Raw genomic sequence first — 12,391 nt, 5'->3', positions numbered from 1 at the left:
CGACCGCCCGCGCCGCGGTGAACGTGCACAGGCCCAGGTTCGCGCCGAGGTCCCAGACGATGTGGCCGGGTCAGATCACCTCGGCGGCGAGACCGGTGAGCATCGGATCGACGCGGGCGAGGCTCGGCCGCAGGTACTTCAACCCGCCCTCGCGGCGGCGCTCAGCGCGACGGGTCAGCGTCGGCGCGACGCGGGGCGTCGAGGGGATGCGAGGCGTCGAGCGGAGGTGGGGCGGCGGGCAGACGCGGGGCGTCGAGGGGACTGGCGGCGCGGCTGGGGCCGGGGGGCCGGTCGGAGGAGTGACTCGGGGCGCGGGCGGTCAGCGTCGCGTGCAGTTCGACGGGCAGCTCGGCGTCCAACCGGAACTCGGCGGTGGGGGCGGCCACCGTCCGTTCCCAGCCGGTTGCTCGCCGGGTCGTGCGCACGTGCCACCGGCCGGGTCCGCCGGCGCGCAGCAGCAGGCATCTCCCGGTGGGGGTGGTGACGTCGAGGGCGGCGGGCTCCGGTGGGCCGCCGGGACCGGGCCGGCGGGCGGCGGCCAGCGTCACCCCGGGCGCGAAGTGGAACAGCACGGCAAGCCGGTGTCGTCCGCCGCCGCTGATCCGGTCGGAGACGGTGAGGCCGTCCGCGTCGAGCCGCCAGGTGCGCCAGTGGATGGGCCGGCCGGGCAGGTGGCGGTAGCCGTCATGCCCTGCGGTCAGAGTCGCCACCTCATCGCGGTGGCGCATGGTGACCAGGGTGGGGCGGGCGCGGCGGCCGGCGCGGAACGCTCCCCAGACCTCGGTCGAGTCGGCGCCGTCGACGGTGACGGTGTTGTGGGCGGCGGAGCCGCGCTCGGCGTCCCGGCGCTGCCCGGGTGCGTAGGTCGAGGTGCCCACGTCGACGAGCAGCGGGCGGCCGTCCAGCCACAGCAGGAAGCCGAGGGTGTCCGCGTGCGCGTGCGCCGGCAGGTCGTCGGGGCAGGGCAGGCCGACGTCCGCGAGCAGATGCCAGCTACCGGCCGTGAGCGCCGCCAGCCCGCTGTCCGCCAGCAGCAGGCCGCCGGCCCGGCCTGGTCCCCCCGCACCCGTGGCGGCCGGGACGCCGGTCCGGCCGTGAGCGCCGGCAGGGCTGGTGACGCCGGCGGGCGGGTTCACCTCGGGGCCGGGTGGGGGCGGCTGCGCCGGCACCGAGGGCAGCAGCCGGCGCAGCAGGTCCGGGCGCACCGGGAACCCGTCGTTGAGCAGCGGCACCGTGCCGTCCGGACCGAGCACCGCACCGAGCCAGGCCCGCATCCGGGTGATGGCGTCGAGCAGCTCGATCGGTACGGCCCACCCGCCCGCGGCGAGCAATCCGGCGACGTCGTCGAGGTCGGCGAGGACCTGGCAGTGGTAGGACGGCGACCTTTCGTAGTGGCCACCGTCGCCGAGCACCTGCCGGCGGGTCTCGCGCACGAGCTGGTCGACCCAGTGGCGCAGCCCGCTCGGGTCGTCGGCGGCCACCGCCAGCGCGATCAGTGCCTTGTGGTTCTTCAGCAGGTGGTTGCCCCCGACGTCGGTCTCCAGGTGGATCCGCAGGAACGATCGGTGGACGCCCAGATCGGCGCGCAGCACGTCCCGCGCGGGGGTGTCCCGGGCCAGCGTCGGGCCGAGCGCGCACAGCGTCCAGGCCCGCAGCGAGGCGACGTAGGGCGACCAGGCCACCGGATGGCCGACGGTGACCGCGGCGCGCCAGCCGAGGTAGAGCCGTGCGAACAGGGCGCGCTCCCGATCACCGCCGGGCGTCAGCGCCCACGCCCAGTCCCAGTAGTGCAGGTGGTAGCGCCACAACAGCGGGGCGCCGGCCTGCTCCCAGTCCCAGCGCGCCGGATCGTCGTCCACGTCGCGGACAGGGTCGGGTGGGTCGGTGTGGCTCAGCGGGTCGGGGTGGCCGAGCGGGCGGGCATGGCCGAGCAGGGTCAGCCGGCCGAGGGCGAGCTCGTCGACGGTCGGACCCGGGGGTGGGCACGTCTCGTCCACCGGGACGAACCCGGCCGGCCACTGCCCCGCCGACGGGCGGCCGCGCAGCATCGCCGCGGTCAGGGGGGGATGGCGGCGCAGCACGGCGCGCTGTCCGCGTAGCCGCGCGCGGGCGGTGACCTGACGTGGTCGCAGGCGTGCGACGGTGCGCAGGTAGCGACCGAGATCCGCCGGGGGGTTCATGCGCCGATCGGTCCCTTCGCGGCGCCGGCGGGGATCGTGCGCTGTCTGGGGACGGGCACTGCGCGCTCGGCATCCGGCGCGGTTGCCGCGGCTGTGTCGCCCCTGCCGGGCTCACCGGTTGCGCCGGGGGCGCCCGTGTGACCGGCGCGGGCGAGTGCGCCGACGGTGAGTTCGTACCAGGCGTAGTAGAGGCAGAACAGCAGCCCCTGCCGGCCGTCGCGCCAACCGGCCCGCAGCACGTACATGTAGCAGAACAGGGCCGCCGGCTTCGCCGGGACGAGCGGGAAGACGACGTCCTTGGCGATGCTGCGACCCAGCGGGCGGGTCGAGCGGCCGGGATGACGGATCTCGCGGCGGATGCGGGAGATCCGTTCGCGCAGGGCCGGCTGGGCCGTGCGGCGCTGCGCCTCCAGCTCGGCGTAGTGCACGTGCTTGCGCAGCCAGGCGGCGAGGCCCTTGCGGTCCTCGTCGATCAGGTCGGCAGCCAGGCGCGCGACCGGACCGGCCACGCTGGCCCGCTCGCCGTAGTTGACGCTGTCGTCGAAGGAGGCGGCCCGCCGGTCGAGCAGACGGGCCTGCCAGCTGTTGGCGTACCATCCGCTGTGCGCGATCCACCGGCCGTCGAACACGAACCGGCGCCGCTGGCTGTACGCGACGCACTCCTCCGTGCCCAGCCGACTGGCGATCTCCGTGGCGAGCGTGGTCGAAACCCATTCGTCGCTGTCGAGGAAGAACACCCAGTCGTGGCGGACCTCCGGGGACATCATGGCCTGCTGACGCTGGCCGGCGTAGCCCCGCCAGGGGATGTGCCAGACCGCGGCGCCGCTGCGGCGCGCGAGCTCGACCGTGTCATCGGTCGAGCCGGAGTCGACGACGACGACCTGCTCGCACCAGCCGACGGAGCCGACCGCCCGGACGATGTTCGGCGCCTCGTTCCGGGCGAGGATGATCGCGGTCACCGGAACGGACCCCGGCGCGGGCACCGGGCCGACCGCGTCCTGCCCGGTGGCCGTGTCCTGCCCGGTGGCCGTAGCCTGGCCGGTGGTCGTAGCCTGGCCGGTGGTCGCGTCGCGCCCGGCAGCGTCGTAGGGGACGGGCCAGCCCGCGCGGCCGCCGGAGGGCGGGGCCGGCTCGCGGGAGTCGGCGGTGGGCCGCTGGCTTCGGGTGATCACAGCGCCGGTTCCTCCGCATCGAGCAGCCAGGTGAAGTAGTCCACGGGATCGAACGGGTTGGCGGGTTCGGGCTGTGGCGTCAGCGTGAGCGTGGCGTGCATCGCCGCCGCGAGATCGTCGGCGGACTCGTCCCGGTACGGCACGAGCACCGGACCGGCGATTTCCGCGTTGTGCCCGGTGTCGCGGGCGATCACGGGCAGGCCGGCCAGTCGGGCCTCGGCGAGGGGGTAGCCGAAGGACTCCGCCGTCGTCGGGTACAGCAGGGCGCCGGCTCGCCGCTGATGGCCGCGCAGGGCGGCGGGGGTGAGCCGCCCGACGAAGCGCAGCGACCGGCAGTCGGCGAGGCCCTGCACCCGGGCCTCCGTGTCGGTAGCCGTGACCACGATCGACACCGGCTCGCCGGTCTGCTCGGCGACCATCGCGGCGGCGGTGTCGGCGAGGCGGAGCAGCCGGCCCATCGGCTTGAACGAGGCGAACAGCACCGGGCACAGGATCGTGCCGCGGCTGCGTTCGCCGGGCCTCGGCGGGGGGGACAGCGGGTGGGGCCGGACGACCACGCGGTCGGCGAGGTCCGGCAGGGCGGTGAGGACCCGTTCGGCCATCGACGATGCCGGCACGACGACGACGTCGGCGCGGCGGGCGAGCAGTCGCACGACGGGCGCGGCACGGGCGATGTCGGCGGGCAGCCCGCCGGGCAGCGCCCGGACCTCGGCCGGCGTGAGGAAGTGCAGCGCGTTGCGCAGCAACACCCAGCGTTCGCCGCGGGTGGCGAGGTACCCGACGTTGTTCAGGGCGACGGTGCGCCGGTAGCGGCCGGGGCGTTCGCGGCGGGCCAGCCAGCTCGGCGCGACTCGCCGGCCGCGGCCGATCAGGCGGACGCCGGCGCTGGGCCGCGGTGCCAGGAACCCGTCGAGCTCGGTCAGGAACCGCAACGCGCCGCCCATCTGCGCCCCCGCACAGTCGACGAGGACCGGGCCGCCCGCCCGGCTCATCCGGGTATCCCGGCGGGCACTGCGGCGGGCGGGCCGGCGGCCGCGGTGCCCGCAGACCACCCGTCGCGGCGGGCGTAGAGGTATCCCGACGAGGCCCCGGCCAGATCCCGGACGCGGCGCAGGTCGTTGGCGAGCAGGGTCACCTCGAACCCGTGGCGGCGCAGCCGCGCGACGAGAGCCGCCGGATCGCCGAAGGCGGGGTGCACCTCCATCACGAGCCGGCCGACCGCCTCCAGCCAGCCCGGCTCGTCGAACAGGGCGAACTCGGAGCCCTCGATGTCGAGTTTGAGCAGGTCCACCCGGTCGGCGCCCCCGGACTCGAGGACCTGGGCCATCGTCAGCCCGTCGACGTCGCCCTCCCAGTGGGTGGCGCCGTGGCGCGCCCGCGGGTCGGCGAACACCCCGGTCGACGGCCCGACCAGGGCGTGCAGAAGCTGAATGCGGTGGGAGACGCCGTTGGCGGCGGCATGGTTGACGAAGGCGGAAGCGAAGCCGCGCTGCGCCTCGACGGCGATGACGTCGGCCCCCGCCCGGGCCGCCAGCACCGAGAACAGGCCCTGGTTCGCCCCCAGATCGACGACGATCTCCCCGGCCGCCGGCGCGAATCCGGGCAGCGCGTGGTAGACCCCGCGGCAGTACATCTCCCGGGCGCCCCCGAACGCCCCGCCGGGCAGGGTGATCTGGACGCCCGGCAGCGGGCGGTAGGTGTGGCTGCCCCGGGCCATGGCCCGGTCGGCGGCGTCGAGGGTGCCGGTGCGCAGGACGGCCGGGGCGTGGTGGACGATCGCGGCGCCGAAGCGCAGCGCGGTGGATCCGCCTGCCACGGCGGCGACGTCGCGGACGTCGCGGATCAGCCGGCGTAGCTGGTCGGGCCGGCTCATCACACGCGCCCGCCGGCTCGCCCGGGCCGCCGGGGCGGACCGGCCGGCGGCGCGACGCTGCGCGGCGGCCTGCTCGGCGATGCCGACGCCGAACGGCCGCGGCCGGTGATCGAGGTCGCGCATGGCGGGGCCGATGTCGAAGGCCTTGTCCTCGGCGAGGCGGGCGATCTGCTCGGCCTTCAGCCGCGGCGTGGCGGCGCGGCGCTCGTACGCGCGGACGGCGGCGAGGACCGGGCGGGCCGGGACCGGAACGCAGTACACCCGGCGACCCTCGGCCGCCGCGGCTGCGGCGACGATCTGGCGCAGGGACAGCGCCCGCGGACCGGCGACGTCGTAGCCGCGCCCGACCGCCGCGTCGGCGCTCAGCGCCCGCAGCACGGTCGCGGCCAGGTCGTCGACGTGCACGGGCTGGTGCAGCCGCCGCCCGCCGCCCGGCAGCGGCAGGATGGGAACGCGGCGTACCAGCGCGAGCAGCCGGGCCATGTTGCGGTCGTCCGATCCGCCGTAGATCATCGTCGGGCGGATGATCGTCCAGTCCAGCCCGCTGGTCTCGATCGTGTGTTCGGCCGCGATCCGCACGCGCTTCGACGGCGGGTCGAGCGAGGTGAAGATCCCGGTGGTGGACAGGAACACCGCCCGGCGGATGCCCGCCGCCCGGGTCGCGGACACGATCGCGTCGGCGTGGCCGAAGCCGAGCGAGGCGATGTTGAGAAGGGCCGTGCAGTCCGCCTTGGTGAACGCTGCGGCCAGCCCGGCCGGATCGTCGAGGTCGCCGGTGACGGCCGCAGCCCCCTGCCGGCGCAGCGCCGCTGCGGCCGTGGCGCTGCGCGCCAGCCCGACGATCTCGTGCCCCTGCGCGAGCGCGCGGGGCACCACCCGGCTGCCCAGGAACCCCGTTGCCCCGGTGACCAGAATCTTCAAGCCAGTGCCTCCGATCCAGGTGTCAGCGCCGTCTGCTGCCCGGCCGGGTCGTGGTCCGGGGCGGGTGTCGCTACCCGCTGCGCCGGGACCGTAGGGTCCGGCACGCCGGGGGTTCGCCCGTCGCTGTCGGCGCGACCGGCAGTGGCGCGGTCGGCAGTGGCGCGGTCGAACAGCAGCCGGCGGTAGTACCGGGCCAGCTCGTCGCGGTCGAAGTGCCGCTCGACGTGCGCCCGGCCGGCGCGCCCCATCCGGGCCCGCCGTTCCGGGTCGGCGGCCAGGTGCGCGACGGCGGCCGCCAGCGCCGCGGGATCCTCCGGGGGGACGACGACCTGCCCGGCGGCGGTGAGGATCCGGGCGGCCTCGCCGCGCACCGCGCCGATCACCGGCCGACCGGCGGCGAGCAGCTCGAACATCTTCGACGGGATGAACGTGTCGAACATCGGCACGTCTCGCAGCGGCACCACGCAGAGGTCGGCGGCCGCGATGACGCCCGGCACCTGCTCGCGGGGCACGCCGTCGTGCAGCACCGTGTTCGTCAGCCCCAGGCCGCGGACGTGCTCGGCGAGCCGGCGTTTGTCGGCGCCCTCCCCGACGAAGGCGAACCGGATCCGCGCGTCATCGAGTCGCGCGTCATCGAGCCGGGTGTCATCGAGCCGGGTGTCATCGAGCCGCGCGTCATCGAGCAGGGCGGCGGCGTTGGCGACCGCGGTCAGGCCGTGCGAGATGCCGTGGGCGCCGATGTAGAGCACGAGGGTCTCCCCACCCGGCGCGCCCAGCCGCGCGCGCAGGCCGACCGGCGCGACGGTGTCGGGGTGGAACCGGTCGAGATCGACGCCGTTGCGCACGACGTGCACCTTGTCTGCCGCGATGCCGCGGCGGACGATGTCGTCGCGGAAGCCCTCGGTGACCGTGACCACGGCGTCGGCGGCCCGGTAGGCGGCCAGTTCGAGGCGTTCGAGCAGGCCGAGGACGCGCGGGTCGGTGATGACGCCGAGCTGTTCGAAGATGGCGGGCCACAGGTCGCGCACCTCCACGACCAGCCGGGCCCGCCGCAGCCGGGCGAGCAGCCACGCCGAGCCCAGCGGGAAGAAGGTCGGCGAGGACACCACGACCACGTCGCACGGGCCGGTCCGCCAGCCGCCGAGCAGGACGCTCGAGACCATGAACGACAGGTGGGACAGCGTCTTGCGGACCACGCCCTCGTTGGGGGTGGCGTACAGCCGGGTGCGCACGACGCGGTAGCCGTCGACCCGTTCGGTGCGCAGCCAGGCGCCGTGATATTCGGGCGGGATCACCCCGGTGGGATGGTTCGGCATCCCGGTGAGCACGGTGACGTCGAGGCCGTCGGCCGCCCACGCCCGGGCCGTCTCCGACAGCCGCGCCTGCGGTGCCCCGATCTCCGGGGGGAAGTAGTGCGTCACCACCAGGACGCGGCGGCCGGGCAGGGGGGACACGGAGTTCGACCTCCAGCCGTCGACGACTATTGCTAAAAGTAGCGTAGACCTTACTTGGAGTGATTATTGGTAGTGCCTCGTCCGCGTGTCGCGGCGGCGACCTCGTCCCAGGCGGGCTGCCCGAGCGGCAGCCGGAAGCCCCGCGCGTCGAGCCAGCCCCGCTGCTGTCCCTGGCCGAACAGCAGCAGCTCCGCTCGGCGGCACACCGCGCTCAGCGGCGGCAGCCACTGCCCGGTCGGCTCCGCGCTGCGCAGCAGTCCCCGGACCGCCCGCGTCGGCAGCGGGTGCAGCGGTCGGCCCGGCGCGAACGTCCCGTAGAGGCTGCGCACGGTGTGTCCCTCGTAGGGATGGGACACCACCAGAGGCGCGGTGGTCGCCGCCAGAATCGCGGCGACCACCGCGCCGACGTTGCCGATCAGCGCGACCGGCACGGGCTGGCTGCCGTCCCCGCACGTCACCAGGGGCCAGCGGCGGCAGAACGCGGCGAAGGCGGTCGTCATCCGCCGCCCCGGGCCGTGCACGGAGGGGGGTCGGTAGAGGATCACCTCGACGCGGCCGGCCGCCNCCGCGTCGCGCAGGAGCTGCTCGCCGAGGGTCTTTGACCGGGCGTAGGGGTTCACCGGCGCGTAGTGGAGGCTCTCGTCGAGCCGGTCGACCCGGCCCTGCACCGCCGCGGTGCTGATGTGGACGAGCCGAGGCACCCCCGCCCGTTCGCAGGCGTCCGCGAGCAGCCGGGGCCAGGCGGCGTTGCCCCCGACGAGCTCGGGTGACAGCCGGGCGGCCGACACCGCCACCCCCGCGGCGTTGACGACCGCCCCGAAGCCGTCGAGCTCGGCGGCGAGCCCCGCCAGGTGGGGTCGGTACGCGCGCTCGGGGGTCCCGGTCAGGGCCTCGCCGTCGACCGACAACCGGCGCGCCGGGCGGGGCAGCACCTCGTGGCCGGCGCCGGCCAGCGCCGCCGCGCACGCGGCGCCGATGAAACCGGTGGCGCCGAACAGGGCGATCCTCGTCATCGGGTCCTCCCCGGCGCTGCCCGGCGGTCCGGCTCGTCGTCGGTCCGCCGCTGTGCCGGCAGCCGGGCGGGCTGGTGGGGCGACGGCGCGGCGGGGCGAGCCGTGAGCGGGTGGGCGGCGGTCCGGCCGCGCCGCGCCGCCCACCGGGGTGCACGGAGGTAGGCCAGCAGCACCAGCCCCGCGGCGGCGTCCGCGGCGAGCCGGCCGGGCAGCGGGCCGAAGGCGGCCAGGGAGAGCGCGATGAGCACCGCCGTCGCGGCGGCGACGAGGCCGGTGACCCGCACGTGCGACCAGCCGGCGATGGTCAGCCGCTGGTAGGCGTGCGAGCGGTGCGGGGAGTACCACTGCTCCCCGGCGCGGATCCGTCGCGCCAGCGTGGCGGTGGTGTCCGTCAGGTAAAGAGCGGTCGGGGCGAGCGCCGACTCCGGTGGGATGCCGGCCAGCACCGCCTGGACGGTGAGCACGGCGAGCACGGCACCCAGCGCGTAGCTGCCGACGTCGCCGAGGAAGACCCGGGCCCGGGGGAAGTTGAACGGCAGGAAGCCGAGCGCCGAGGCCGCGACGAGGACCCCGCCGGCGGTCGCCGTGGGCAGGTCCTGCGCGGCGCCGAGGGCCGCGAAGGCCCCGCCCGCCAGCGCCGCCGTGACCGCGGAGATGCCGTTGACCCCGTCCATGAAGTTGAAGACGTTGACGAAGCCGGTGATCCAGACGGGTGCCGCGACGGTCACCAGCAGGACCGTGAGGAGGCCGGGCGTCGCGTCCCCGAGCACGGCGCCGAGCACCGCCATCGCCGCGACGACGAACGACGTGGCGGTGTGCAGGGCCAGCCGCCGCATCGCGGTGACCCCGCCGACGTCCTCGGCCAGCCCGATCAGCCCGAACAGGGAGGCCGCCGCGGTCAGCGGCAACAGGTCGGGGGAGTCGGTGCCGCCACGGGTGAGGAGCATGACGAGGACGCCCGCGAACAGGCCGAGCACCACGGCGATGCCGCCGCCGCGCGGGGTCGGTGCCTGATGCGAGGAGCGCGCTGTGACCTCGTCGATCGCGGCCAGGCGCCGCATGCAGACGATGACGATCGGGGTCGCCGCCAGGGTGACGATGCACGCGGCGGCCGGCGCTCCCAGCACGGGCGTTCCTCCGGCTCTGACACGTCGGGTGGAGCACGAGCGGCGTTCATCGCTGAATGTAATGCATCAACTACACTGAGCGGCACGATGCGGGTGCGGGTGTCCCGCGCGGCCGCCCCCGGCCGCTACCGGCCGGGGGCCGGGCTCGCCGACGCTCACCGGAGGTTCGCGCGATGAAACAGGTGGTCCAGGCGGCATCCGGGGGAGCGGTGCGGGTGCTCGACGTGCCCGTGCCGGTCATCGGCCCGACCGAGGTGCTGGTGGCGACGGCGGCGACGATCGTGTCGGCCGGCACCGAACGAGCTGTCACCGAACTCGCCCGCGCCGGGCTGCTGGCCAAGGCGCGGGCCCGCCCCGACCTGGTGCGCAAGGTGACGGAGAAGGCCCGGACCGACGGACTGGTGCCGGCGGCGCGGTCGGTGCGCGACCGGCTCCGCGGCGATGTGCCGCTCGGCTACAGCGGCTGCGGCCGGGTCGTCGAGGTCGGCTCGGCGGTCGCCGGCATCCGCCCCGGTGACCTCGTCGCCACCGGCGGTGCGGGTCGGGCCAACCATGCCGAGTTCCAGGCCGTGCCCGGGCTGCTGTGCGCGCGGGTGCCCGACGGGGTGGAGCCCGCGGCGGCGGCGTTCGCCACCATCGGGTCCATCGCTCTGCACGGGCTGCGCCTCGCCGAGGTCGGGCCGGGAGCGAAGGTCGTCGTCGTCGGCCTGGGCCTGGTCGGCCAGCTCGCCGCCCGGCTGGCGCTGGCCAGCGGCTGCGAGGTGGCCGGCATCGACCTGGCGCAACTGCCGCTGGCGACCGCCGCGGCGGTCGGCGTGCACGCGCTCGCCGAGGTCGGCGAGGCCACCACGGCCGCGGTGCGGGCCTGGAGCCGGGGCCGTGGGGCCGACGCGGTGCTCATCTGCGCGGCCGGCCGATCGGCGGAGCCGGTGATGCGGGCGACCGCGCTGGCCCGCGACCGCGCGCAGCTCGTCGTCGTCGGCGACGTCGGGCTGGGCCTGCTGCGCGCGCCGTTCTATGACAAGGAGCTCACCCTGCGCTTCGCCCGCTCCTACGGACCGGGACGCTACGAGCGCGGGTACGAGGACTGGGGGGTGGACTACCCGGCCGGACAGGTGCGCTGGACCGAGGGGCGCAACCAGGAGGCCGTGCTCGACCTGCTCGCCGCGGGCCGGCTACGCGTGGACGACCTGGTCACGCACGCCTTTCCCATCGACGCGGCGCCGCGGGCCTACGAGCTCGTCGCGGGTCGCAGCGAGCCGTACCTGGCTATCCGGTTCGACTACCCGGCCGAGGTCCCGGCCCTGCCGGCGAGCCGCCGGCCTGGGGACGACGCGGGCGGGCGCACCGCGGACGACACGAGCGGGCGGGCGGCGAGCGGGCGGGCGGCGAGCGGGCGGGCGGCGGGCGGGCGGACCGCGGACGACGCGGAGCGGCTGCCCGCGCCCGGGCTCGCCGCCGCGCCGCGCCTCCGCCCCCGCCCCCGCCTGGGACTGCCGCGCCAGCGTGGGGTGCCGGCGGGGCGCCGCGGCAGCCGGGTGGGCTGGATCGGCGCCGGGACGTTCTCCGGAGCGGTGCTGCTGCCCGCGTTCCGGGCCGCCGGGTTCGACCAGTTCGTCACGGTCGCCTCCGCCGGCGGCCGCTCGGCGCGGTCGTTCGCCGACCGGCACGGCTTCGCCGGGGCGGTGGCCGGCGCCGACGCCGTCCTCGACGACGACGACATCGACGTCGTCGTCATCGCTACGCCGCACGCCACGCACGCGGGGCTCGCCGCCCGGGCGTTGGAACGGGGGCGGCACGTGTGGTGCGAGAAGCCGCTCGCGCTCAGCTTCGACGAGCTGGAGCGGGTGGAGAAGGCGGCGGCGGTCGGCGGCGGCGCGCTCGTCGTCGGCTACAACAGGCGGTTCTCGCCTGCGGTCGGCGCCGCCCGCGCGGCCCTGGCGGCGCGGACCGGGCCGCTCACGACCGTCTACCGGATCGCGGCCGGCGCGGTACCGGCCGGCCATTGGTACAACGACCGGGTCCAGGGGGGTCGCCTGCTCGGCGAGGTGTGCCACTTCGTCGACACCTGCGCGGCGCTCGCCGGCAGCGAGGTCGAGGCGGTCGCGGCGCTCGCGGGGCGGGAGGCCGAGCTGCTGCTCGCCCCCGACCTGGCGGTGTCGCTGCGGCACGCCGACGGGTCGCTGTCGACCATCGCCTACAGCTCCGCCCGGCCCCGCGCAGCCCGCAAGGAACAGGTCGAGGCCCTGGCGGGGAGCCGCCATGTCCGCATCGACGACTACCGGGAGCTCGTCGTCGACGGCCGGTCGGTGTGGAAGGGGGTCCAGGACAAGGGGCACCGCGATGCCGCGGCCGCCTTCCTGCGGATGTGCCGCGGCGGCGATGCCGCGGTGACCGCGGAACTGCTCGCGTCGAGCCGGGCCACCCTTGCCGCCGCCGACGCGCTCGGCGTCGAGGCGGTGTGCAGCTCCGGTGACGTCCGGGCCTGACTGGAACCGTTTCTTTGCGACGACGACGACCGCCGCCGCCGGCTCGCCCCGGCGAAAGAAAGGATGACGACGTGCCGCGTGCGCTGATTACCGGGATTACCGGTCAGGACGGGTTGTATCTGGGTGAGTTGTTGACCGCGAAGGGTTATGAGGTGTTCGGGT

General features: G+C 75.9%; 9 protein-coding genes and 1 pseudogene. 2 read left to right on the top strand and 8 right to left on the bottom strand.

The window, feature by feature from the left end; all coding sequences use genetic code 11:
- Positions 1–161: 161 nt before the first annotated feature.
- The 8 genes and pseudogenes from UK82_RS21015 to UK82_RS20985 form a co-directional block, all read right to left on the bottom strand.
- Positions 162–2,180 carry a heparinase II/III family protein gene (locus UK82_RS21015; RefSeq protein ID WP_055408875.1) on the bottom strand — a complete coding sequence of 673 codons (2,019 nt, stop codon included), beginning with the start codon at positions 2,178–2,180 and terminating at the stop codon, positions 162–164.
- The gene (locus UK82_RS21010; RefSeq protein ID WP_055408872.1) at positions 2,177–3,352 is read right to left on the bottom strand and encodes a glycosyltransferase family 2 protein; all 1,176 of its coding nucleotides are present in this window, start codon (positions 3,350–3,352) and stop codon (positions 2,177–2,179) included. Before UK82_RS21010 ends, UK82_RS21015 begins: the two co-directional genes overlap by 4 nt.
- Positions 3,349–4,344, bottom strand: a complete 996-nt coding sequence (locus UK82_RS21005; protein ID WP_044883079.1) for a glycosyltransferase — start codon at positions 4,342–4,344, stop codon at positions 3,349–3,351. Before UK82_RS21005 ends, UK82_RS21010 begins: the two co-directional genes overlap by 4 nt.
- Positions 4,341–6,146: an FkbM family methyltransferase gene (locus UK82_RS21000; RefSeq protein ID WP_055408870.1), complete on the bottom strand. Its 1,806-nt coding sequence runs from the start codon at positions 6,144–6,146 to the stop codon at positions 4,341–4,343. Before UK82_RS21000 ends, UK82_RS21005 begins: the two co-directional genes overlap by 4 nt.
- On the bottom strand, positions 6,143–7,600 hold the full coding sequence (locus UK82_RS20995; RefSeq protein WP_055408868.1) for a glycosyltransferase family 4 protein: 1,458 nt from the start codon (positions 7,598–7,600) through the stop codon (positions 6,143–6,145). The genes UK82_RS21000 and UK82_RS20995 overlap by 4 nt, the downstream gene beginning before the upstream one ends.
- A 50-nt stretch (positions 7,601–7,650) precedes the next feature.
- A pseudogene (locus UK82_RS39125) lies at positions 7,651–8,164 on the bottom strand (epimerase); the annotation flags it as partial.
- A gap of 1 nt (position 8,165) precedes the next feature.
- On the bottom strand, positions 8,166–8,613 hold a 448-nt coding region (locus UK82_RS39120), incomplete at its 3' end, for an NAD-dependent epimerase/dehydratase family protein (RefSeq protein ID WP_236706235.1).
- A complete protein-coding gene (locus UK82_RS20985; protein ID WP_055408864.1) occupies positions 8,610–9,740 on the bottom strand; it encodes a glycosyltransferase family 4 protein in 1,131 nt (376 codons plus the stop codon). The genes UK82_RS39120 and UK82_RS20985, both read right to left, overlap by 4 nt.
- 173 nt (positions 9,741–9,913) lie before the next feature.
- On the opposite strand from UK82_RS20985, the gene UK82_RS20980 reads away from it, so the two are divergent.
- Both UK82_RS20980 and UK82_RS43030 read left to right on the top strand, forming a co-directional pair.
- Complete coding sequence (locus UK82_RS20980) at positions 9,914–12,229, top strand: bi-domain-containing oxidoreductase (RefSeq protein ID WP_055408861.1); 2,316 nt, start codon at positions 9,914–9,916, stop codon at positions 12,227–12,229.
- 14 nt (positions 12,230–12,243) lie between these two features.
- Positions 12,244–12,391 (top strand): GDP-mannose 4,6-dehydratase (locus tag UK82_RS43030; protein WP_396230606.1); only part of this gene is annotated, 148 nt, incomplete at its 3' end.

Origin of the sequence: Frankia sp. ACN1ag, from assembly GCF_001414035.1 — a bacterium.
GTDB classification, from domain to species: domain Bacteria; phylum Actinomycetota; class Actinomycetes; order Frankiales; family Frankiaceae; genus Frankia; species Frankia torreyi.
Note: the sequence above shows the minus strand (reverse complement) of the source record. Positions and strands in the feature narration are given on the sequence as shown.

Coding starts and splice junctions, on each gene's coding strand:
- UK82_RS20980 (WP_055408861.1), top strand. CDS start 9,914: ATGAAACAGGTGGTCCAGGCGGCATCCGGGGGAGCGGTGCGGGTGCTC.
- UK82_RS21015 (WP_055408875.1), bottom strand. CDS start 2,180: ATGAACCCCCCGGCGGATCTCGGTCGCTACCTGCGCACCGTCGCACGC.
- UK82_RS21005 (WP_044883079.1), bottom strand. CDS start 4,344: ATGAGCCGGGCGGGCGGCCCGGTCCTCGTCGACTGTGCGGGGGCGCAG.